The sequence below is a fragment of the Streptomyces sp. YKOK-I1 genome (genome assembly GCF_054660435.1).
Genome location: NZ_BAAGDR010000001.1, coordinates 9,073,549 through 9,094,017 on the forward strand (window position 1 = coordinate 9,073,549; position 20,469 = coordinate 9,094,017).

Here is a 20,469-nt window from a genome sequence, read left to right on the forward strand (position 1 = left end):
CCTGGAGGTCCCCGCCTGATGGCCCAGCCGGTGGGAATCAAGGACGTCGCCCGTGCCGCAGGAGTCTCCGTCGGCACGGTCTCCAACGTCATCAACCGCCCGGACACCGTCGCCACGGAGACCCGGGCCCGTGTGCTGTCCGCGATAGACCGGCTGGGGTACGTCCGCAGCGAGTCCGCGCGCCAGCTGAGAGCCGGCCGGTCCCGGATCATGGGGCTGCTCGTCCTCGACATGGGCAACCCGTTCTTCGTGGACGTCGCGCGCGGCGCCGAACGGGCCGCCCGGGACGCCGGGCTCGGTGTGATGGTCTGCAACAGCGCCGAGAGCGTGGGCGAGGAGGCCGAGTACCTCTCGCTCTTCGCCGAGCAGCGGGTGCGGGGCGTGCTGCTCACCCCCGCCGACGCCACCGGCCGCAACATCGAGTCCTTCCGCCGCCACGGCATCCCGTTCGTGCTGGTCGACCGGGTCTCCGAGGGCACCACCGAATGCTCGGTGTCCGTGGACGACGTCGCGGGCGGCGCGCTCGCCGTCCGGCACCTCGTGGACGCCGGGCACCGCTCCCTCGCGTACGTCAGCGGCCCGCCCGGCTTCAACCAGGTCCGCGACCGCCGCACCGGCGCCCTGAACGCGCTCGCGGAGGCCGGTCTCGGTCCCGACTGTCTGCGCGAGCTGCCCACCGAGCGGCTCGACGTGGCCGCCGGACGCGACGCCGGCGCCCGGCTGCTCGGACTCGCCGACCGGCCCACGGCCGTGTTCTGCGCCAACGACCTGCTCGCCCTCGGCGTGCTCCAGGCCATGTACGCGGCCGGCGTCGGGGTCCCGGACGACCTCGCCATCGTCGGCTACGACGACATCGAGTTCGCCGCCGCGGCCGCCGTCCCGCTCACCTCGGTCCGCCAGCCCGCCGTCACCATGGGCGCCCTGGCCGCCGAGATGCTGCTGGAGGAGACCGAGGAGGACACCGGCAGACGGCACGAGCACCGCAGGGTCGTGCTCCAGCCCGAACTGGTGGTACGCCGCTCCAGCCTGTCCGCCCGCTGAGCGGCCGTTCAGTAGCCGCTCATGATCCCCCGGGCGCCACCGCCCGCCCGGAGATGTGCTGAACTGGGACGCGGCCCGTACACCGAGCGTCCCAGGAGACCCCTGTTGTCCCTCAGCTACCGCCAGCCCGGCGTCGTACTCACCGACCGCCGTTTCACCGTCCCCCTCGACCACACCGACCCGGCCGGGGAGACCATCGAGCTGTACGCCCGTGAGGTCGTCGCGAGCGAGAAGGCCGGCCAGGACCTGCCCTGGCTGCTCTACCTCCAGGGCGGCCCCGGGTTCGGCGCCAACCGTTTCGTCGGCAGACCGGCCTGGCTCGGCCGCGCACTGAAGGACTACCGCGTCCTCCTGCTGGACCAGCGCGGTACCGGCGCCTCCACGCCCGCCAACCGCCAGACGCTCCCGCTGCGCGGCGGCCCGGCCGCCCAGGCCGACTACCTCACGCACTTCCGCGCCGACTCGATCGTCCGCGACTGCGAGGCCGTCCGCCACGAGGTCACCGGCGGCGCCCCCTGGACCGTCCTCGGCCAGAGCTTCGGCGGCTTCTGCACGGTCAGCTATCTCTCCCTCGCCCCCGAGGGCCTGGCCGCCGCCCTGATCACCGGCGGTCTGCCCGCCCTCGACGCCCACGCCGACGACGTCTACCGCGCCGCCTACCCGCGCATGGAGCGCAAGAACGCCGCGCACTACGCCCGCTACCCGCAGGACGTCGAGCGGGTCCGCCGGATCGCCGACCACCTCCTGACGCACGAGGTCACCCTCCCCGGCGGCCACCGGCTCACGGTCGAGGCGTTCCAGACGCTCGGCATCCTGCTCGGCACCGGAGACGGCAGCCACCGACTGCACCACCTCCTCGAGGACGCCTTCGTCCCCACCCCGCACGGCCCCGAGCTGTCCGACGCCTTCCAGGAGCAGCTCCGCGGCCAGCTATCCTTCGCCGGGCACCCCCTCTACGCCCTCGTCCACGAGGCGGTCTACGGCCAGGACGCCCGCCCCACCGCCTGGTCGGCGGAGCGGGTGCGCGCCGAGTTCCCGCAGTTCGACGCCGCGAAGACACTCACCGGCGACGGACCGCTGCTGCTCACCGGCGAAACGATCCACCCCTGGATGTTCGACACCGACCCCGCCCTGCGTCCCCTGCGCGAGACCGCCGGCCTCCTCGCCGCCAGCACCGACTGGACGCCCCTGTACGACCCCGCCCGCCTCGCCGCCAACGAGGTCCCGGTGGCGGCCGCGATCTACCACGACGACCTGTACGTCGACACCGCCCACTCCCTGCGCACCGCCCGCGCGATCCGGGGCCTGCGCACCTGGGTCACCGACGAGTTCGAGCACGACGGCGTCCGGGCCGGCGGACCCCGCGTCCTGGACCGGCTGCTCGCCCTCGTCCGTGACGAAGCGTGATGTCAGTGTCACCGATTAGTCTTCGGGCATGACCGTGCCGACCATCCCTCAGCTCCAGCCCATGCCCGAGGACTGGCGACGGGCCCTGGCCGTCGTGGCGCACCCGGACGACCTGGAGTACGGCTGCTCCGCGGCCGTCGCCGCCTGGACCGACGGCGGCCGTGAGATCGCCTATGTGCTGGCGACCCGCGGCGAGGCGGGCATCGACACCATCGCGCCCGCCGAGTGCGGCCCGCTGCGGGAGCGGGAGCAGCGGGCGAGCGCGGCCGTCGTGGGCGTCACCGAGGTGGAGTTCCTCGACCACCACGACGGAGTGATCGAGTACGGGCCGGCCCTGCGCCGCGACATCGCGGCCGCGATCCGCAGACACCGCCCCGAACTGGTGATCACCCTCAACCACCGCGACACCTGGGGCGGCGTCGCCTGGAACACCCCCGACCATGTCGCGGTGGGCCGGGCCACGCTGGACGCCGCGGGGGACGCCGGCAACCGCTGGATCTTCCCCGAGCTGGCCGAGCAGGGCCTCCAGCCCTGGAACGGCGTGCGCTGGGTCGCGGTCGCCGGCTCCGCCACCCCCACCCACGCCGTGGACGCCTCGGCGGGCCTGGAGCGGGCGGTGGGCTCGCTGCTCGAACACCGCGCCTACATCGAGGCCCTCACCGACGAGGACCCCGAGACCTATGTACGCGGCTTCCTCACCGGGGTGGCGCACTCCGTGGGGGAGCGGTTCGGCGGCAGGCCGGCCGTCGCCTTCGAACTGTTCAACCGATAGAGACCGACCGGACACCGACGCCCGAGGGGGAGTGGCGCCATGACCGACACCGACGTACTCGCGCAACGCTTCGAAGAGCACCGCGCCCATCTCAAGGCCGTCGCCTACCGCATGCTCGGCTCGCTCACCGAGGCCGAGGACGCCGTGCAGGAGGCCTGGCTGAGGCTCGCCCGCAGCGACGTCGACGTGGTGCGCAACCTGGGCGGCTGGCTGACCACCGTGACCGGCCGGGTCTGTCTGGACCTGCTGCGCTCGCGCACCGCCCGCCGCGAACTGCCGATGGACGAAGGGCGCGAGGGGTACGACACCTTCGTCCCCGACCCCGTGATCGGCCCCCTCACCCGGACCGATCCCGAGCAGGAGGTGCTCCAGGCCGACGCGGTGGGCCTCGCCCTGCTGATCGTGCTGGAGACCCTGGAGCCCGACGAGCGGCTCGCGTTCGTGCTGCACGACATGTTCGCCGTGCCGTTCGACGACATCGCGCCGATCGTCGAGCGCACCCCGGCCTCGACCCGGCAGCTCGCGAGCCGGGCCCGCCGTCGGGTCCAGGGGGCCACGCCCGTGGCGGAGCCGGACCTCGGCAGGCAGCGCGAGGTGGTCTCCGCGTTCCTGGCCGCCGCCCGTGCCGGGGACTTCGAGGCGCTGGTCTCCGTCCTGCACCCCGATGTGGTGCTGCGCGCCGACTCCGGGGCGCTGGTGCGTGGCGCGGCGGCCTCCAAGATCGTGCACGGCGCGAAGACAGTGGCCGAACAGGCCATTTTCTTCCGGGAGTTCGCTCCGGCCGGGCGGCTGGCGCTGGTGGGTGGCGCGGTCGGGATCCTCAACGGTCCCGAGGGCGAGGTGCGTTCGGTCATGGGGATCACCGTCGCCGACGGCCGGATCGTCGCCCTGCACATCCTGGCCGACCCGGAGCGGGTGGCTGCCCTGGAGGTGCCGGAAGGAGTGTGAGCGCAGGTCAGTAGGGTGGAGGGCATGCACGACAAGACGGTGGACCGGGACGGACTGCGCGGCGACTGCGCGAACTGCTTCGGCCTGTGCTGTGTGGCGCTGCCCTTCGCCCGCTCGGCCGACTTCGCGCTCGACAAGCCGGCCGGGCGGCCCTGCCTCCACCTGGCGCAGGACCACCGCTGCGGCATCCACGACCGGCTGCGGCAGAAGGGATTCAGCGGCTGCACGGTCTACGACTGCTTCGGCGCCGGCCAGAAGGTCTCCCAGGTCACCTTCGGCGGGCGGGACTGGCGGGGCGCCCCGGCCGGGCACGCCCGGGAGGTGTTCGAGGTGTTCCCGGTGGTCCGCCAGCTCCACGAGCTGCTCTGGTACCTCACCGAGGCGCTCGGCCTGCCCGCCGCCCGCCCGGTCCACCCGGAGCTGCGCCGGGCCCTGGAGCGGACCGAGGCGCTCACCCGGCAGAGCCCCGGGGAGCTGGCCGCCCTGGACGTTCCGGCCCACCGCCAGGAGGTCAACGTCCTGCTGCTGAGGACCAGCGAACTGGCCCGCGCCGGTGTCCGCGGCCGCGGGAAGGACCGCCGGGGCGCCGATCTCATGGGCGCCCGCCTCAAGGGCGCCGATCTGCGCGGGGCGAATCTGCGCGGGGCCTGTCTGATCGCCGCCGACCTCACCGGCGCCGATCTGCGCGGCGCGGACCTGATCGGGGCCGACCTGCGGGACACCGACCTCACGGACGCCGACCTGACCGGCGCCTTCTTCCTCACCCAGCCCCAGGTGACCGCGGCCCGGGGCGGCGTCGGCACCCGGCTGCCGGACTCAGTCACCCGCCCGGTGCACTGGACAGCGTGACACTGAGCCGGCCCCCTCCGAAACCGCCGCGGCCCCAGCCGTCTGCGGTGCCGGCCTGCCGGGCGCGATCTCTCGCGCTGCCGGTTGGTGTGGGTCGGTCGTTTCCGGGAGGGTCTCGGCGTCGGCCGTCCGTGGTGCCGGCCTGCCGGGCGCGGTCTCTCGTGTTGTCGGTTCGGGCCTCCCGGCCCTCTCCGGGCGGGCCCCGCCCGTGCCGGTCGCCGTCGCCTCCCCGCCGCTCGGCGCCCCCGTGGCCGTACGCCGCTGCAGACCCATCCGCAGCCCCTCCGGCATCAGCGTCAGCCGCTCCGTGACCCGCAGCCGGTACGCCGGGTCGGGGCGCAGGTCGTAGCGGCGCAGCAGGAGGCCGAGGACGAGGGTGGCCTCGTGCAGGGCGAACTGGCGGCCGATGCAGGCGCGGGCGCCCGTGCCGAAGGGCTTGAAGGTGTGCGGGGCGCGTCCCCGCACGGCCGCGGCGTCGAAGCGGTCCGGGTCGAACCGCTCGGCGTCCTCGCCCCACACCTCGGGGTCCCGGTGCAGCATCGCCGTCAGGACCAGCGCCCAGGCGCCCCGCCGCATCGGATGCTCCCCGCCCAGCACCGTGTCCTCGCGGGCCTCCCGGGCGAACCCGGGCGCCGTCGGCCACAGCCGCAGCGCCTCGTCGAGGACCCGGCGCACATAGCGCAGCTTCGCCACCTGTTCGTACCCGGGCACCGCCGTGTCGCCCCACACCCGGTCCACCTCGGCCCGCGCCCGGGCGGCGATCCGCGGGTTCAGGGAGAGGTAGTGCAGCGCGAAGGAGAGCGCGCCGGAGGTGGTCTCGTGGCCCGCGACGAGGAAGGTGATGACCTGCCGCCGTACGTTCTCGTCGGACAGCCGCTCACCGGTCCCGGGGTGCGCGGTGTCGAGCATCCGGTCGAGCAGGTCCCCCTGCCCGCCGCCTCCGGCGCGCCGCTGCCGTACCAGCTCGTCGACCGTGCGGTCGAGGTAGGCGATGTCGGCCTCGTTCTGCCGGGCGGCACCCTTCAGCAGCCCCGGGAACGGCAGGGTGTTGAGGCGCTGCGCGTAGGTGAGGGTGCCCACCATCGCGCTGACGAAGGGATGCGGGCGGGTGCGCTCGAACGAGCCGAAGTCATGCCCGAACCCGGTGCGTGCGATCGTCTCCAGGGTCAGCTTGGTCATGTCGCCGGGTACGTCGACCGGGCGTCCGGCGGCGGCCTCCCGGTCCCAGTGGGCGGTGAGCCGCTCGGCGACGTCCAGCATCATCGGGTGGTAGGCCGCCATGGCCTCCCGGCTGAACCCGGGCGCCAGGACGTCGTGCGCGAGCTGCCAGTTGGGCTCGTGGTTGTACGCCGTGAACAGCGCGTCCCCGACCACCGGCCGCAGATTGGCGATGCCCAGCCCCACGTGTTTGGCGAACCGCGCCTCGTCCGCCATGTCGGCGGCCAGCTCCGCACCCCACACGAACACGAACTCCCGGCCGAACGCCTTGCGCCGGAAGATCGGGCCGAGCTGCCGGGCGTAGCGCAGGGAGTCCTGGAGGGGAGTGCGCCGGCTGGCGCCCAGGAGGTCGCCGAGCAAGGGGATCCGGTACGGCGGGTGCGGGATGCGCCGCAGCTCCGGCCAGCCCAGCTCGGCGCTGCGGAACCCCTTGGGCAGGATGTCCCCGGTCGTCGTCGACACCGTCTCCGCCATGACGCGATCTCCCTTGATCCAGCGGCAGGTTGGAACTGTTGTACGTGAGTTCAATAACGCGCCCAGTCTCGTCCCGCTGTTGAACCGGCGTCAAGTAAAGTGCGGGCATGGCCGCGAACCAGGAGGAGCGCACCCGGCGCCGACTCAGTACCGAGGAACGCAGGGAGCAGCTGCTGTCGGTGGGCGCGCGCCTGTTCTCGGAGAGTCCTTATGACGAGGTCCGGATCGAGCGGGTCGCCGGGATCGCCGGGGTCTCGCGCGGGCTGCTCTACCACTACTTCCCGACCAAGCGGGACTTCTTCGCGGCGGTCGTCGAGCGGGAGAGCGAGCGGATGCTGCGGATGACGGCGGCGGTGCCCGGCGTCCCGGTCCGCGAGCAGCTCGCCGCGGGCCTCGACACCTATCTGGAGTACGTCGAGACCCATGCGCACGGCTACCGCGCCTTCCATCGTGCCGACGCTGCCGGGGACCGGGGCGTGCGCCGGGTCTACCAGCGGGCCCTCGCGGCGCAGGAGGAGCAGATCCTGGCCGCCCTCGGCGCCGACCCGGAGTTCGGCCCGCTCTTCGAGGAACGCGCCGACGTACGGCTGGCGGTGCGCGGCTGGCTGGCGTTCATCACGGCCGTCTGCCTGGAGTGGCTGCGGGGGCCCGATCTGACGAGGGAGCAGGTCCGGGACCTGTGCGCGCGGGCGCTGCTCGGGGTCATCGCGCGCTGACGGTCCTACGACGGGCACGAAAGATCACCTGTCCGGCTTGGCGTGCGCCCCGAACTCCGATAGGTTAGGCAAGGCTTACCTAAGGAGGTTCTGGGATGGGTGACAGCCACAGCTGGACGGCGGTGCCCGGTGCGGCCGAGCGGGCCCGGTCGGTGCTGGCCGCCTCGTGGTCCTGCGCGGTGACCGCCGACGGCGGACGCGAGGAGTTCGTCGGCGCGCACACCGTCGACGAGGACGGCCGGGTGCACCTCCATGTGCCCGACGACAGCTCCCTGCTCACGGCGGCCATCTGCGCCCCCCGCGGCGAGCCCTCCGCCGTCCTGGAGTTCGCCGACGTGGCGCCCGTCCCCGTGCGCCACCGTATCCGGGGCCGGCTCTGGCTCGCCGGCTGGTTCGCCCCCGAGGACGACCATCTCGTCCTCCACGCCACCCGGGTCGTCCTGAAACAGGCCACCGGCGCCGTCGTGGTCGGTCTGGACGAGTTCGCCGAGGCCCGCCCCGACCCCCTCGCCACCGCCGAGGCCCAGTTGCTCACCCACCTCGCCGACGCCCACCCCGACGCCGTCGAGCGGCTCACCCGTCTGGTCCGGCACGAGAGCCTGCACGGTGCCGTACGGGTCCAGCCGCTCGCCGTCGACCGGCACGGACTGACCCTGCGGATCGAACGCGCCCGCGCCCACGGCGACGTACGCCTGCCCTTCCACACGCCCGCCGACGACGTCGGCCAGCTCACCGAGCGCATGCACGTCCTGCTCACCCAGGCGAGCACCGCGTCCTGCCCGCGCCCCCTACAGCGGCAGCGCACAGACGGCGACGGGTGACGCGAACGGCTCGCCCGCGAGCCGCAGTCCGCCGCTGCCGGCGTCCACCTCGAAGACACTGACCGTGCCCGAGCGCTGGTTCGCCGCGAACAGCAGACCGCCGTCCGGCGAGAGGGCGATCTGCCGGGGGAAGTCCCCGTGCACCGGGACCGTGCCGAGCAGCCGCAGCCGCGCCCCGTCCGCCTCCACCGCGTACCGGGCGAGCGTGTTGTCGCCACGGTTGGCCAGGAACGCGTGCGCCCCGTCCGGCGTGAGGGCGAACTGCGCCGGATAGCTGGGATCCGTCTTCGCCCCCGTGGACTGCGGCGCACCGATCGTCAGCCGCCCGCTGCCGGCGTCGTACGCGCAGACCGCGACCGTGTCGTCGCCCTCGTCGGCGAGATACGCGTACCGCCCGCCGGGATGGAAGGTGAGGTGGCGCGGCCCCGCGCCCGGCCGGGTGTGCGCCTGCGCGACCTCGGTGAGCGTGCCCGCGCGCTCGTCCAGGCGGTAGCTGTACACGGTGTCCGTGCCGAGGTCCACGGCCAGGACGTGCCCGCCGTCCGGCGCCGTCAGGAACTGGTGGGCGTGCGGCCCCCGCTGACCCGGCCCCGGCGCCGGACGCGTGTGCGTGACCCGGGCGGTGCGCTCGCCCAGCGCCCCCGAGGCGCCGATCGGGTGCACGGCCACACTGCCCGAGCCGTAGTCGGCGCTCAGCAGCCACCGCCCGCTCGGATGCACCGACAGATGGCAGGGGTGCGCCCCGCCCGTCGCCCGGCTCCCCAGCACCGTGCGGTCGGACAGCCGTACGGCGGTCACCGTGCCCTTCGCCCGCTCGTTCACCGCGTACAGCGTGCCGCCGTCCGGGTGGATCGCGAGGTACGACGGGTCGGGGACGCCGGTGATGGTGCCCCGGCCGGTGATCCGGCCCGAGGACGGGTCGTACGAGGCGACACCGATGCCCTTCCCGCCGCCCTCGGCGGAGGTGTAGGTACCCAGGTAGAGGGGCCGGGGACCGGACGGACTCGGTGCGGGCCCGGACGAGGAGGACCCGGACGACGAGGGCTCCGAGGACCGCGGAGCCTGCGGGGACGTCGCGGCCTCCTGGGGCTCCTGCGCCTTCCGCGCCGCCCCGGACGAGCCGTCGCCGTCACCGCCGCAGCCCGCCACGGCCGGTGCCACCGCCGCGCCGCCGAGCACCGCGACGAACCGCCGCCTGCTCCACGGGCCGCGTTCCCCTGCCGTCCCACTGTTCATTCCGCGCACCTCAGGTCGTCCCGCGCCCCCGCCGTCCCCAGCACCTTGACGCGGAACGACCCTCGAACGCAAAAGCGGAGGGCCCCGCCCCGGCTACCAGTCGCCGTCCTGCACCGGCGTCCCCGGTGCGTCCTTGAGCGGGTGCACCTGGCCGGGCGCCGGCTGCTCCCAGGGGTCCGGATCGTCACCGAGCCAGTCGCCGACCGGCTTGACCCCGGACAGGGCGTCGCCCGGAGCGAGGTCCTGCGCGCCCTCGTCGTAGTAGTCGAACCAGGGCAGCCCGGCCTTGGTGTACGCGGCACGGTCCACCGGGGACGGCGGGGGCTCCTCGCCGGTGATACGGCGCCACTCCGGGGGAGTGACCAGGTGCACGAAGACCCGCGCGCCCGGCTCCCGTGTGTAGTCCTCCACCGGGCGGGTGTCCCGGTAGACCTCCTGCCGCATCGCACCGCCCACACCCAGCCCCATCGCCGCGACGGCCCGCGCCCGCGGCGCACCGGGCGGGGCGGGGACGGCGGCGGGCATCATGGGCATCGCCGCCTGCGGGGGCATCGCCCCGGGGGCCGCGGGCACCGCGCCGTGCCCGCCCCCGACCGACTTCACGCTCCGCGTCTCCAGGGAGAGGAGCCGCTGCGCCTCCTCCCACTCCGCGTGCTTCTCCTCGTTCAGCGGGAAGGACTGGAGCTGGACCCCGCCCCACACCTCCTCGCCGGTGACCTGGCCCTCCACGGTCGCGCCCAGGCCGAGCGGCACCGCCACGAACTGGCGGACCGTGCCCTTTCCGGAGTTGATGCCGTCCAGCCAGGGCTGACGCGGCAGCGCCAGGTAGTTCTGCGGGTCGTGGGAGAGCCGGTCGCTCCACGGCTTGCCGGAGACCGCGCACACCTTGCCCGCCCCGACCTGGAGCGCGGCCGGCCGCGTGGAGCCCGCGAAGCCCAGCCACATCGCCTCGCGGAGATACATCGGCAGCAGCACGCCCCCGCGTGCCAGCCACTCGGCGGGAACGGTGTCCGGGTGGTCGGCGACCCGGCGGAGCGGGAACGTCCCCAGTCCGGGCGGCAGGTCGTGCTCGCCGCTCTCCGGCAGCCGCAGGGTCCGCATGAACCGCACGGCCACCCCGCCCGGCAGCCTCAGCGTGTCCCCGTCGATCCGTACGTTCGTGCCGCCCACAGGCGCGCTCCCTCGCATCCGGCGCCGGCCCCGTCCCGGCGCTCCCTCAGAGAGAACGCCCGCCGATCCCCGTGCGGTTCCGCCACAGCTCCTCCTGGATGCCGAGGCGCTCGCGCAGCCGGGTCAGCCGCGGCATCCGCGCCCGCTGCTCGGAGGAGACCCGGTCCAGTTCCTCCAGGAGCCGGCGCGAGCGGTGCTCGGTGTCCAGCTCGTCGATCATCCGGTTCACCTCGGTGAGCAGGGCGCCGTGCAGCTGCCACTGCCGCGCGTCGTGCTGGAGCCGCTCCAGCAGCAGCTGGGCGAGCTTGTCGCGGGTGGCCGCGGCCTGCCGCAGCTCCGCGGTGAGCCGGGCCTCGGCGGCGTCCGCGTTGAGGCTGACATGGGTGGTGACCAGCACCGCGAAGCTGACCACCGCGTCGGCGATCTCCGACAGCAGCCGCTCCACGACCTCGCCGGTCTCCTCCGGGAACAGCGGATCGGGCTCGCGCTCCTTGGCGAGGTCGGTCAGGGTGCGTGCCAGCACCCGCAGGACGACCGTGCAGATCTCCAGGGTGTCCAGACCGGTGCGCAGCACCACCCGGCGCAGCAGGCCCTCCCGGACCCGGGGATTGAGCCGCAGACTGTCCTCGGCCTGCCGCAGCGCCGCGTCCACCTCCACGATGTCGTGGTCGAGGCGGCGCGCCTCGTGCAGCCGGGCGGCCGCCTCCTCGACCGCCGGGCGGCCGGCCGCCTCCTCGCCGATCCGCAGCATGAGCTGCCGCAGCCTTCGGGCCAGTCCCTCGATCGACTCGCCGGCCTCCTCGATCCACACCGGGGGCGGCAGCAGCAGATTGACGGCGAGGCCGACGACCGCGCCGATCAGGGTCTCCACGATCCGCGCCCAGGCGGTGTCGCCGACGGTGGTCACGCCCAGCACCAGCATGGCGCTGATCGCCACCTCCGGCACGTACTCGTCGACCCGGACCAGGTTCCCGACCGCCAGCGAGGCCACGATCAGCAGCGCGAGACTCCACCAGGTCAGGCCGACGAGCTGGCTGAAGGCGATGGCGACCAGGACGCCGGCCACCACCGAGTTGACCCGCCGGACGCTGTTGGTGAGCGTGGCGAACAGGGTGACCTGGACGACCAGCAGCGCGGTCAGGGGCGCGGTGAGGGGGGCCGCCTCGGGGCTGAGTCGCAGGGCGACGACGTACGCGATCGTCGCCGCGGCCGCGGAGCGGAACGCCTGGACCACCGCCGGTTCCCGATGACGCCGCAGAAACCGGATGAACGGCTCCGCTCGCTGGCTTACCTCTCGCATTCCCGGACCAGTTCCCCTTCCCCACGGTGCTCGAACGTTTCTTCTGTACCCATCCCCGGGTTGTCCGCACCCCCAGGACGGCGGTCCGCAGGATGGTTTCCACGGGTGCCGCGGGGCGACGCTCGGTTCATGAGACTTCACACCATCCGACTCGGTATCCCCGTCGTTCTCTCCCTGCTCTGCGTCACCACGGCCTCGACCGTCACTGTCGCGGCTCCCCGGGCCCCCCGACCGGATGGTCGGCGACGCCCGGGTCGTCGGCCTCGGCGAGGCGACCCACGGCTCGCCGGCCTTCTTCGCCCTCAAGGACCGGGTGTTCCGCCATCTGGCCGAGGAGTTCCAGCGGGACCACCGGCGTCGGCGATGACATCGCCTGAACCGGCCTCGAGGTGTACGACCAGGTCACCCGGAGCCGCGCAGGCCGCCGCCTCCATGCGCTACCGCGACGCGGCGATGGCCGACAACGTGCTGTGGTGGCAGCGGCGCACCGGCACCAGGGTGCTGCTGTCCGCGCACGACACCCACCTCGGCCATGTGCCCCCCGACCCCGCCGAGCACCCGAAGGTACAGGGCGCGCTCCTGCGCGACGCCCTCGGCGCCGGACACCTGAGCTTCGGGGGCACCTTCGACCGGGGCTCGTTCAACGCCACCGGCCCCGAAGAGGTGACGCTCGACCGGGTGCCGTACCCGGGACTACGCGTACAGCTGGTCCAGGAAGGCCGACAGTCGGCTCGTCGTACGGGCGATCTGCTCGTCCAGGGTGAGGCTCTCCTCCAGCCGGCCGCCCGACTCCGGGACCTTCCTGCCGCGCACGTACAGGGAGCAGGCCAGGTCCGCGCACATGTACAGGCCGACCGAGTTGCCCTCGCGGCCGGCCGCGCCCGCCTTGCGGGCCGTCATCAGCGAGACCCCGCCACCGGGGTGGGTGGTCAGGCAGAGCGAGCACATGCTGCGGTGCGGCAGCCCGCGGCGCGAGGAAGGCAGACGCAGGGTCACGCCCACGAGTCCGCCCGGCCGCTCGGCGACCACATAGCTGCGGTCGGGCGCCCCCGGATCCCGCCAGCCCAGGAAGTCCAGCTCGGCCCAGGGGAGTTGGTCGAGGTCACGGGGCGGGGACAGCCGTTTGGCCTCTCCCTTCGAGCAGTTGACGAACGAGGTGCGGATGTCGCTTTCGGTGAGTGACCTCATGGGGAGCCTCCTGGGGTGCCGGTTCACGTGACCTAGTGTGAACCTAGTGCTTCTAGGTTTGCGCCTAGAGTAAATAGCCTCACCGAGGAGAGCCAGTGGATTTCCAGGACGTCCCTCCGTCACCGCGCGCCCGGACGGCCCTGCGGCATGTCGCCGCCCGCTCCACCGGCCCAGCCCTCGGCCCGGACCTGCGGATCACGCTGAACTTCCACCCGGACCGGGAGGCCGGCGGTCTGCCGATCCTCGCCGCGCTCGCCCGGGACGGCGTCTACCGCTCGCAGTTCGTCACCGGCACGAGCAACGGCGGCCTCACCGCCCACCCCGGCGGTGACCGGTGGCGCTGGGAGAGCCGGATCTTCGGAGGGGCGTACGACGACGCGGACCCGCGTGAGCGACCGGTGTACGGCGCGCTCGACTTCCGCCGCCAAGTCGTCGGCGCCGCCCCGAGGTTCGGCTCCTCGCACCTGCGGCTGCGCCCGGGCGCGCTCAGCCGTGCCACCTTCTGCTACCCCGACAGCGCGGCCGAGCCCGGCGACTTCGGCGTCGCCGCCGCGATGCCGCTGATCGCCCTGGCCGAGGCCGACGAGCGGGACGCCCTCAACGACTACGTCGAGGCCCATGTCCACGGGGGCGTCGATCTCGCCCGGGACGTCGAGGCACTGGTCCTGGACCCGAGCTACCGCGGCACCCCGGTCGAGGCGGCGGCCGGCGCCCTGCCCTGCCCGGTCGAGTGGCACCCCGGCTACCGCATCACCGTCGCCGAGCTGTACCGGAACGCCGAGTACCGGGGCCGCGCGTACGCCGAGCTGGGCGCCCGGATCGCCGAGGGCGCGGTGGTCGACCCGCGCGTGATCGGCGACGCGGTGCGCGCGGGTCTGGCCGCCCCGCAGGACCTCAAGATGGTCTGGCACACCCTCGCCCGCTTCGGCGCACCCCCGGGCGCGGGCACGGCCGAGACAACCGAGAACGCCCTCACCCGCCACCGGGCCGACCTCACCCGGCCCACCGCGCGGTAGCCGAAACGCCCGCATTCCGGTGCCGAAAGCGCCCTGCGCACCGGTGGTGGGAGTCCCCGGTTCGGGCGGCCATACCCGCGTCGCCAGTGCGCCCAGCGCAGAGGCGCGGGCGATCAGGCCCGTACCGTTCGCCGCTCCCCGGCGGGCGGACAGTCACCGCAGGTGGTGCGTCACGCCGTCGGAGGTGAGGCCGCGAGCGGCGCGAGGACCCGGCCCTCCGATGGGACGGCGCGGGCGGCTAGCGATCACCCGGGGCGCGCGGCGTCACCGGCGGTGCGGGAGTCTCGCCGACGGCGCACCGGCACCCGGTAGCGCGAGCGGTGCCGCAGCCGTAGCGCCTGGGTGGTCTCCCGCGGTCCCGCCCGCGCAGCCGCCCCGGCGTGGTCCCGCGCTCCCCGGCCGACGCCGGATTGGCCGACAGGACATGGCGGTACACCTCGCACACCGCGACCGGCACGGCCACGCGGTCGAAGGAGGCCAAGGAACGCCCGCCCTCAGCCGACGGGATGGGCCGCCTGCCAGGCCAGTCGGCGCGGCGCGCCCGCGCCGACCCCGGTGAGGAACTCGTCCAGCGCCAGGAACTCCTCCCAGACCGGCCGACCGCCCGCCCGCGACAGCTCCGCCACCACCAGGTCCTCCAGGTCGGCCACCCGTTTGTCCTTCCACACCTTGTCGGCCAGGCTCACCAGCAGATCCTCGACCTCGACGCCCGGCGCCTGCCAGGAGGCGTGAGTGCCCGCGAAGCGCGCCAGCCGGGGAGCCACCCCGCGCGCCAGCAGCAGCTCGCGCCCCGCCTCCTCGTGCCGGGCGCCCGGACCGGACAGCTCAGCGGGGTGCAGCACTTTGCCGATGTCGTGCGTGGCCGCGCCGAACAGCACCGCCGCCCCGTCCACGGCCAGTTCCGGCCGGTGCTTCCCGGCCCACGCCACGATCAGGGCGGCGACCTCGTGCACGGCCCGCAGATGGGCGACCAGCCGGGCTGGCGCCCCGAGGTCGCCGAGCAGCCCGGCGACGCCCGCCGGCAGAGGCCGCAGCGGCGGGTCCGACGTCTCGTCCAGGGCGATCGACAGCACGTCCGGGGTGGAGGTCATCGGTCCAGCCTAATAATCCGGGGCGGCCGACCGGACCACCGCCTGCACGCGCTTCTCTCCCCTGCACCGTTGCGGCGAAAGGCAGTTGTCTCGCCATGCCCCCACCGCATTGCACCCCCGCACTTGTCTCGCATCATGAACTAAGGGTTGGAGGAAGTCGCGCCCGGCCCGTCCCCGAGGGTATGTTGCAGATCGGGCAGGGCACGAAAGGAGCGGGCATGACGGGGCGGAACGGGCGCACGGTACGCGATCTCAGGCGGGCCAACCGCACGGCCGTCCTGCAACGGCTCTACTTCGACGGCCCCCTCAGCCGCTTCGAGCTGGGCCCGGCCACCGGCCTCAGCTCCGGCTCGATCAGCAACGTCGTCGCCGACCTGGTCGCCGACGGACTGGTCGAGGAGGCCGGCAGCGTCGACTCCGACGGCGGCCGCCCCCGCATCCTGCTGCGTGTGGCCCCCGGCAGCGGCCACATGATCGGCGTGGACGTCGGCGAGACCCGGGTGCGGATCGAGCTGTTCGATCTCACCCTCACCGAACTCGCCCGCGTGGAACACCCGTTGGAGCAGCGGCGGTACGAGGTCGAGGGCATCGTCGGCCACGTCCGGGACGGTGTCGCCGAGGTGCTCGCGACGGCCGGCCTCGCCCCCGAACGGCTCCTGGGCGTCGGCATCGGCGTCCCCGGCATCGTCGAGCACACCCCCGGGGGCGGCGCCGTCGTACACGGACAGACGATCGGCTGGGACGCCGTCCCGCTGGAGGCGCTGCTGCGCGAGGGCTCCCCCCTGCCCGACACCGTGCCGTACTTCATCGACAACGGCGCCCGGACCCTCGGCCAGGCCGAGATGTGGTTCGGCGCCGGACGCGGTGCCCGCAACGCCGTCGTGGTCCTCTTCGGCTCCGGCGTCGGCGCCAGCCTCGTCACCCCCGAGGCGGACCAGGGCCGGGCCCTCGAATGGGGCCATCTGACGGTGCGGGTCCGGGGCCGCCGCTGCCGGTGCGGCGCCCTCGGCTGTCTGGAGGCGTACGCGGGGGCCGAGGCGCTCCTCGACCGCTGGCGCGAGGCGGGCGGCCGGCCGCCCGCGGACACCGACGAGGAGAGCGCGCTCGCCGCGATGCTCGCCGCCGCCCACCCGGACGACGGCACCGAGGGCGACCCGGTGGCCCGCGCCGTCCTGGAGGAGACCGCCGAGTACGTGGGAGCGGGCCTCTCCGACCTGATCAATCTCTTCCAGCCCGAGCGCATCCTCATCGGCGGCTGGGCGGGCCTCCAGCTCGGCCCCCGTCTCCTGCCCGCCGTACGCCGCCACGCCACCGCCTATGCCCTCGGCCACCCTGCCCGCCGGGTCGGCGTCGACCTCGGCAGGCTCGGCCCCGACGCGGTCACCGTGGGCGCGGCGATCCTTCCGCTCGCGGACTTCTTCGCACACGGCGGCCGACGCCCCGCCCCGCAGCCCGATCTCCCCCGGCCGGCCTGGCACACCGCCCTGGAGGAGCGCACCCCGCACTGAGGTTTCACCGGCCGCTGCCGAGGTACCCGCCCTCGCCCCCCCAGAAGTGGAGGCACACCGTGGCCGCCCACCGCGACGAGGGTCCGGGCGAGACCGGCCCCCCTGTCCCCCGAGACCTGCCCGACCAGCAGACCCGCCCCGGCGAGGACCCGTGGGACGTCAACGCACCCGACCTGCCCGACACCGAACTCCCCGCCACCGACGAGGCCGGCACCGGCCGCCGGGGCGACCCCCGCCCGGCCGGCAGCCGCCCCGGACAGCCGACCCCCGAGGAGCCCTCCGGCTGAGCCGGAACACGGGTGCGGCGCCGCCCTCGCGGCTGCGACCATCGGCCGCATGGCTGACTGGGCGACGTACGTCGTCGTGCCCGAGGAGGGCGCACACGAGGTGTACGAGGCGCGTTTCGGGGCCGTGGGCCTCGACCACGACCTGCTGGCCGGCCCCGACGTCGTCCTGCCGGCCCTGCGCGCCCGCCCCCGGGCGGACGGGTGGCGCGAGGACTGGATGTGCGAGGCGGCGGCCCTGTTCGACCTGCGCCGCCGCGTCCTGCTCTGCTGTGCGAGCGAGGGCCCGGTCACCGAGTTCCGGCACCGCGCGGTCACCTGGCGGGCGCTCGCCCGCGCCTGGCCCGGCTGGGAGCTGCGCTGGACCTATGACGGCCCCGCCGACCTGCGCCGCCATCTCGGCCTGGACCCGGCCGCCGTACGCGAGCGCGAGCGCAAGGTGTACCCGGCCCCGTTCCTCGGCCCGGACGACGAGGAATTCCTGGAACGCGATCCGCTGGTCACCGCCGTGACGGTCGGCGACCGCCGCTGTCATCTGCTGGCGGCGATCGACGACCACCCGGTCTGCGAGGGCCCGGCCCTCCTCGACCGGCTCGCGGACGCCCACGACCACGGCCGCTGCACCGTGCCGGCCGGGGCCGGCATCCACCTCGACCCCCTGCGCCGCCGGGTCGGCTGGTGGACGATGAGCACCGTGGCGGAGGCCGGGGAGATGGGCGCGTACTGGCCCGGCTGGACGGTGGAGTGCTGGCAGGACCGCTGGGAGGAGCACGCCCGGGCGGCCCCCGGCCGACTGGTCCCGCCCCGCGTGGACCCCGCGCAGGCGCTCGCCGAGCTACGGGAGGACGCCGTGGAGCACTGGTCCCGCCGCCCCGGTTCCGCCGCCCTGTACGGCTGGATGCAGGCGGCGGTCACCGACACCGTCGCCGCCGACGTCGTACGGGCGATCCGGGACCTGTGACGACGTGCCGCATCCCGCCTTCCGCCCGCGCACCGGCACCGTCGCCCGCGGCTCAGGCGAACGCGTTCACCCCGGTCAGTTCGGCCGAGAGGTCCCACAGCCGGGACGCCTGCGCACGGTCCGTCGCCCAGGCCTTCACCCCGGTGCGCTCGCCGTTCTCCGGAGCGGGCTCGGCGATGTCGCAGTCCTCCAGATAGACGCCGCCCATGCCGTCCAGCTGCGGGGAGGTCGCCGCCCACACCTGGGTGGCCGCGCCCTGCTCCGGCGTCTTGAAACCGGGCTGCGGGATCGGGTTGCCGTCCTCGTCGATCCAGCCGTTCGCCATCATCTCCTCCCGTGGCAGATGCCGCTGGAGGGGCGTGAGGATGCCGCCCGGGTGGAGCGCGAAGGCCCGTACGCCGCGGTCCCGGGCGAGCGCGTCGAGGTGCACGGCGAACAGCACGTTCGCCGTCTTGGCCTGCCCGTACGCCTGCCACTTGTCGTAGTCCCGCCGCCAGTGGACGTCGTCCCAGCGGATGCCGGAGAAGTGGTGGCCGCGCGAGGACACGGACACCACCCGAGCCCCGCCGGGCTCGATCGCCGGCCACAGCCGGTTCACCAGGGCGAAGTGACCGAGGTGGTTCGTGGCGAACTGCGCCTCCCAGCCCGGCCCGACCCGGGTCTCCGGGCACGCCATGATCCCGGCGTTGTCGATCACCAGGTCGAGGGTGCGGCCCGAGGCGAGGAACCGGTCGGCGAAGGCGCGCACGCTGTCCAGGTCGGCGAGGTCGAGCTCGTCCACCTCGACGTTCTCGATGCCGTCGAGGTTCTCCCGGGCCGTCTGCGGGCGGCGCGCCGGGACGACGACCCGGGCGCCGGCCTTCACCAGCGCCCGGGTGGTCTCCAGACCGAGCCCGGAGTAGCCGCCCGTCACGATCGCCAGCCGTCCGTCCAGATCGATGCCCCGCAGGACGTCGTCCGCGGTGCTCGTGGCGCCGAAGCCCGAGCCGATCTTGTGCTGTGCGGTGCTGCCCATGTGGCTGTTACTGCTGTTGCTCATGTCTGAAACGCTACGAATTGGAGTGCGCTCGAAGTCAAGCGGAGACGCCGTTGCGGGACCAGTCCAGGAGCTTGTCCATCGGCCAGGTCGTCACGATCCGCTCGGCGGGCACCTCGCACTCCTCGGCCCGCGCGCAGCCGAGGATCTGCCAGTCCAGCTGGCCGGGCGCGTGCGCGTCGGTGTCGACCGAGAACAGCACCCCCGCGCCGACCGCCCGCCGCAGCAGCCGCCGGGGCGGGTCCAGCCGCTCGGGCCTGCTGTTGATCTCCACGGCCGTGCCGGACGCGGCACACGCCGCGAACACCTCGTCCGCGTCGAACTCCGACTCCGGCCGCCCCCGCCCCCGCACCAGCCGCCCCGTGCAGTGCCCGAGGATGTTCGCGTGCGGATCCCGTACGGCCTTCAGCATGCGCCGGGTCATCGCCCGCCGGTCCATCCGCAGTTTGGAGTGCACGGACACCACGACCACGTCCAGCCGGTCGAGCAGCTCGGGCTCCTGGTCCAGGGAGCCGTCCTCCAGGATGTCGCACTCGATGCCGGTCAGCAGCCGGAACGGCGCCCAGGACGCGTTCAGCTCCGCCACCACCTCCAGTTGGGCGCGCAGCCGCTCCGGCGACAGCCCCCGGGCGACCGTCAGCCGGGGCGAGTGGTCGGTCAGTACGGCCCACTCGTGGCCGAGGGCGGCCGCTGTCCGCCCCATCTCGTCGATCGGACTGCCGCCGTCCGACCAGTCGGAGTGCAGATGGCAGTCGCCGCGCAGCAGGGCCCGCAGCTCCTCCCCGGCGCCGTCGGTGAGCGGCCGCCCCACCTCGTCCTGGAGTTTCCGCAGGTAGGACGGCACCTCGCCGGCCAGTGCCTCACGCACCACCTGGGCCGTCTTCGGCCCCACGCCCTTCAGTGACTCCAGCGTGCCGGACCCGGCCCGCTCGGCCACCTCGCCCTCGGGCAGCTCGGCCAGCACCCTGGCGGCCGTACGGAACGCCTTCACGCGGTACGTCGGCGCCAGGGACCGCTCCAGCAGGAAGGCGATCCGGTCCAGGGCATCGAGCGGATCCATCGCCACCTCCTCGCTCCAGCGTCGCCCAGCGCGGCGTTTTACGCTCTATGACATGACCGAAGTCGCGAGCCCCTTTATGAACCAGCCACGGATCATGGTGCTCGGGGTGCAGCCGGGCAAGCCCCCGTTCCGGATCGTGGAGATCGACGGTGAAGTCGTCGGCTCCGCGCACACCGTCACCGACGTCCTGGAGACGGCCGCCGCGTTCGGCATCACCGTCCACGATCTCGACGACCCCAATGTCGTGCGCTGGGTGGGCGGCGACAAGTACACCTGGAGGCCGCGCCCCTAGGCCCTGTCGTCACATTCCCGCCTGCCCCGCGACGCCATGCACGCCGCGGGGCCGCCCTTCGGGCGACGGCGGGAATGTGAC

At 74.0% G+C, this 20,469-nt stretch carries 21 protein-coding genes and 1 pseudogene; 14 read left to right on the top strand and 8 right to left on the bottom strand.

What is annotated here, in order from left to right:
- Nucleotides 1-18 precede the first annotated feature (18 nt).
- The 5 genes from ACYQ8Q_RS40405 (at nt 19) to ACYQ8Q_RS40425 (ending at nt 5,017) form a co-directional block, all read left to right on the top strand.
- Nucleotides 19-1,041 (top strand): LacI family DNA-binding transcriptional regulator, encoded by a 1,023-nt coding sequence (locus ACYQ8Q_RS40405; RefSeq protein ID WP_460071840.1) that lies wholly within the window; start codon nt 19-21, stop codon nt 1,039-1,041.
- 105 nt (nt 1,042-1,146) lie between these two features.
- Nucleotides 1,147-2,448, top strand: a complete 1,302-nt coding sequence (locus tag ACYQ8Q_RS40410) for an alpha/beta fold hydrolase (RefSeq protein ID WP_460071841.1) — start codon at nt 1,147-1,149, stop codon at nt 2,446-2,448.
- A 28-nt stretch (nt 2,449-2,476) separates the two neighbouring features.
- Nucleotides 2,477-3,220 (top strand): PIG-L deacetylase family protein, encoded by a 744-nt coding sequence (locus tag ACYQ8Q_RS40415; protein ID WP_460071843.1) that lies wholly within the window; start codon nt 2,477-2,479, stop codon nt 3,218-3,220.
- Between the two features lie 39 nt (nt 3,221-3,259).
- Nucleotides 3,260-4,168, top strand: coding sequence for a sigma-70 family RNA polymerase sigma factor (locus ACYQ8Q_RS40420; protein WP_460071845.1), 909 nt, complete (start codon nt 3,260-3,262; stop codon nt 4,166-4,168).
- Nucleotides 4,169-4,192: 24 nt separating this feature from the next.
- Nucleotides 4,193-5,017, top strand: a complete 825-nt coding sequence (locus ACYQ8Q_RS40425; RefSeq protein ID WP_460071847.1) for a pentapeptide repeat-containing protein — start codon at nt 4,193-4,195, stop codon at nt 5,015-5,017.
- On the opposite strand, the gene ACYQ8Q_RS40430 is transcribed toward ACYQ8Q_RS40425, so the two are convergent.
- On the bottom strand, nt 4,985-6,709 hold the full coding sequence (locus ACYQ8Q_RS40430; protein WP_460071849.1) for a cytochrome P450: 1,725 nt from the start codon (nt 6,707-6,709) through the stop codon (nt 4,985-4,987). The genes ACYQ8Q_RS40425 and ACYQ8Q_RS40430 overlap by 33 nt on opposite strands.
- 107 nt (nt 6,710-6,816) lie before the next feature.
- Here ACYQ8Q_RS40430 and ACYQ8Q_RS40435 point away from each other — a divergent pair, with 107 nt between their 5' ends.
- Both ACYQ8Q_RS40435 and ACYQ8Q_RS40440 read left to right on the top strand, forming a co-directional pair.
- On the top strand, nt 6,817-7,425 hold the full coding sequence (locus tag ACYQ8Q_RS40435) for a TetR/AcrR family transcriptional regulator (RefSeq protein ID WP_460071851.1): 609 nt from the start codon (nt 6,817-6,819) through the stop codon (nt 7,423-7,425).
- Between the two features lie 95 nt (nt 7,426-7,520).
- The gene (locus ACYQ8Q_RS40440; protein ID WP_460071852.1) at nt 7,521-8,246 is read left to right on the top strand and encodes a DUF2470 domain-containing protein; all 726 of its coding nucleotides are present in this window, start codon (nt 7,521-7,523) and stop codon (nt 8,244-8,246) included.
- Here the strand turns inward: ACYQ8Q_RS40440 and ACYQ8Q_RS40445 are convergent.
- The 3 genes from ACYQ8Q_RS40445 to ACYQ8Q_RS40455 form a co-directional block, all read right to left on the bottom strand.
- Nucleotides 8,214-9,482 carry a lactonase family protein gene (locus ACYQ8Q_RS40445; RefSeq protein WP_460071853.1) on the bottom strand — a complete coding sequence of 423 codons (1,269 nt, stop codon included), beginning with the start codon at nt 9,480-9,482 and terminating at the stop codon, nt 8,214-8,216. The genes ACYQ8Q_RS40440 and ACYQ8Q_RS40445 overlap by 33 nt on opposite strands.
- Nucleotides 9,483-9,575: 93 nt before the next feature.
- Nucleotides 9,576-10,652, bottom strand: a complete 1,077-nt coding sequence (locus tag ACYQ8Q_RS40450; protein ID WP_460071855.1) for a hypothetical protein — start codon at nt 10,650-10,652, stop codon at nt 9,576-9,578.
- A 46-nt stretch (nt 10,653-10,698) separates the two neighbouring features.
- Nucleotides 10,699-11,952, bottom strand: a complete 1,254-nt coding sequence (locus ACYQ8Q_RS40455) for an FUSC family protein (protein ID WP_460071857.1) — start codon at nt 11,950-11,952, stop codon at nt 10,699-10,701.
- 235 nt (nt 11,953-12,187) lie between these two features.
- On the opposite strand from ACYQ8Q_RS40455, the gene ACYQ8Q_RS40460 reads away from it, so the two are divergent.
- Nucleotides 12,188-12,319 (top strand): hypothetical protein, encoded by a 132-nt coding sequence (locus tag ACYQ8Q_RS40460; protein WP_460071859.1) that lies wholly within the window; start codon nt 12,188-12,190, stop codon nt 12,317-12,319.
- A gap of 86 nt (nt 12,320-12,405) precedes the next feature.
- Nucleotides 12,406-12,546 (top strand): annotated as a pseudogene (locus ACYQ8Q_RS40465) (erythromycin esterase family protein); the annotation flags it as partial.
- Between the two features lie 99 nt (nt 12,547-12,645).
- Here the strand turns inward: ACYQ8Q_RS40465 and ACYQ8Q_RS40470 are convergent.
- On the bottom strand, nt 12,646-13,140 hold the full coding sequence (locus ACYQ8Q_RS40470; protein WP_460071861.1) for an FBP domain-containing protein: 495 nt from the start codon (nt 13,138-13,140) through the stop codon (nt 12,646-12,648).
- A gap of 95 nt (nt 13,141-13,235) precedes the next feature.
- Between ACYQ8Q_RS40470 and ACYQ8Q_RS40475 the strand changes: the two genes are divergently transcribed.
- Entirely contained in the window at nt 13,236-14,156 is a 921-nt protein-coding gene (locus ACYQ8Q_RS40475) for a DUF3626 domain-containing protein (protein WP_460071862.1), read from the top strand.
- Nucleotides 14,157-14,650: 494 nt separating this feature from the next.
- Here ACYQ8Q_RS40475 and ACYQ8Q_RS40480 read toward each other — a convergent pair whose 3' ends face one another.
- Nucleotides 14,651-15,247, bottom strand: coding sequence for an HD domain-containing protein (locus ACYQ8Q_RS40480; protein ID WP_460071864.1), 597 nt, complete (start codon nt 15,245-15,247; stop codon nt 14,651-14,653).
- 218 nt (nt 15,248-15,465) lie between these two features.
- Here ACYQ8Q_RS40480 and ACYQ8Q_RS40485 point away from each other — a divergent pair, with 218 nt between their 5' ends.
- The 3 genes from ACYQ8Q_RS40485 to ACYQ8Q_RS40495 are packed head-to-tail and all read left to right on the top strand — an operon-like array spanning nt 15,466 to nt 18,000.
- Nucleotides 15,466-16,755, top strand: coding sequence for an ROK family protein (locus tag ACYQ8Q_RS40485; RefSeq protein ID WP_460071866.1), 1,290 nt, complete (start codon nt 15,466-15,468; stop codon nt 16,753-16,755).
- A gap of 59 nt (nt 16,756-16,814) precedes the next feature.
- Nucleotides 16,815-17,042: a hypothetical protein gene (locus ACYQ8Q_RS40490; RefSeq protein WP_460071868.1), complete on the top strand. Its 228-nt coding sequence runs from the start codon at nt 16,815-16,817 to the stop codon at nt 17,040-17,042.
- A gap of 49 nt (nt 17,043-17,091) precedes the next feature.
- Complete coding sequence (locus ACYQ8Q_RS40495) at nt 17,092-18,000, top strand: hypothetical protein (protein WP_460071870.1); 909 nt, start codon at nt 17,092-17,094, stop codon at nt 17,998-18,000.
- Nucleotides 18,001-18,052: 52 nt separating this feature from the next.
- On the opposite strand, the gene ACYQ8Q_RS40500 is transcribed toward ACYQ8Q_RS40495, so the two are convergent.
- A complete protein-coding gene (locus ACYQ8Q_RS40500) occupies nt 18,053-19,015 on the bottom strand; it encodes an SDR family NAD(P)-dependent oxidoreductase (protein ID WP_460073689.1) in 963 nt (320 codons plus the stop codon).
- Between the two features lie 58 nt (nt 19,016-19,073).
- Entirely contained in the window at nt 19,074-20,096 is a 1,023-nt protein-coding gene (locus ACYQ8Q_RS40505) for a PHP domain-containing protein (RefSeq protein WP_460071872.1), read from the bottom strand.
- 52 nt (nt 20,097-20,148) lie between these two features.
- On the opposite strand from ACYQ8Q_RS40505, the gene ACYQ8Q_RS40510 reads away from it, so the two are divergent.
- Nucleotides 20,149-20,388, top strand: a complete 240-nt coding sequence (locus ACYQ8Q_RS40510) for a hypothetical protein (RefSeq protein ID WP_460071874.1) — start codon at nt 20,149-20,151, stop codon at nt 20,386-20,388.
- Nucleotides 20,389-20,469 lie beyond the last annotated feature (81 nt).

Coding starts and splice junctions, on each gene's coding strand:
- ACYQ8Q_RS40455 (WP_460071857.1), bottom strand. CDS start 11,952: ATGCGAGAGGTAAGCCAGCGAGCGGAGCCGTTCATCCGGTTTCTGCGG.
- ACYQ8Q_RS40415 (WP_460071843.1), top strand. CDS start 2,477: ATGACCGTGCCGACCATCCCTCAGCTCCAGCCCATGCCCGAGGACTGG.
- ACYQ8Q_RS40445 (WP_460071853.1), bottom strand. CDS start 9,482: ATGAACAGTGGGACGGCAGGGGAACGCGGCCCGTGGAGCAGGCGGCGG.
- ACYQ8Q_RS40500 (WP_460073689.1), bottom strand. CDS start 19,015: ATGGGCAGCACCGCACAGCACAAGATCGGCTCGGGCTTCGGCGCCACG.
- ACYQ8Q_RS40460 (WP_460071859.1), top strand. CDS start 12,188: ATGGTCGGCGACGCCCGGGTCGTCGGCCTCGGCGAGGCGACCCACGGC.
- ACYQ8Q_RS40505 (WP_460071872.1), bottom strand. CDS start 20,096: ATGGATCCGCTCGATGCCCTGGACCGGATCGCCTTCCTGCTGGAGCGG.
- ACYQ8Q_RS40485 (WP_460071866.1), top strand. CDS start 15,466: ATGACGGGGCGGAACGGGCGCACGGTACGCGATCTCAGGCGGGCCAAC.
- ACYQ8Q_RS40405 (WP_460071840.1), top strand. CDS start 19: ATGGCCCAGCCGGTGGGAATCAAGGACGTCGCCCGTGCCGCAGGAGTC.
- ACYQ8Q_RS40430 (WP_460071849.1), bottom strand. CDS start 6,709: ATGGCGGAGACGGTGTCGACGACGACCGGGGACATCCTGCCCAAGGGG.
- ACYQ8Q_RS40420 (WP_460071845.1), top strand. CDS start 3,260: ATGACCGACACCGACGTACTCGCGCAACGCTTCGAAGAGCACCGCGCC.
- ACYQ8Q_RS40470 (WP_460071861.1), bottom strand. CDS start 13,140: ATGAGGTCACTCACCGAAAGCGACATCCGCACCTCGTTCGTCAACTGC.
- ACYQ8Q_RS40495 (WP_460071870.1), top strand. CDS start 17,092: ATGGCTGACTGGGCGACGTACGTCGTCGTGCCCGAGGAGGGCGCACAC.
- ACYQ8Q_RS40480 (WP_460071864.1), bottom strand. CDS start 15,247: ATGACCTCCACCCCGGACGTGCTGTCGATCGCCCTGGACGAGACGTCG.
- ACYQ8Q_RS40435 (WP_460071851.1), top strand. CDS start 6,817: ATGGCCGCGAACCAGGAGGAGCGCACCCGGCGCCGACTCAGTACCGAG.
- ACYQ8Q_RS40510 (WP_460071874.1), top strand. CDS start 20,149: ATGACCGAAGTCGCGAGCCCCTTTATGAACCAGCCACGGATCATGGTG.
- ACYQ8Q_RS40440 (WP_460071852.1), top strand. CDS start 7,521: ATGGGTGACAGCCACAGCTGGACGGCGGTGCCCGGTGCGGCCGAGCGG.
- ACYQ8Q_RS40425 (WP_460071847.1), top strand. CDS start 4,193: ATGCACGACAAGACGGTGGACCGGGACGGACTGCGCGGCGACTGCGCG.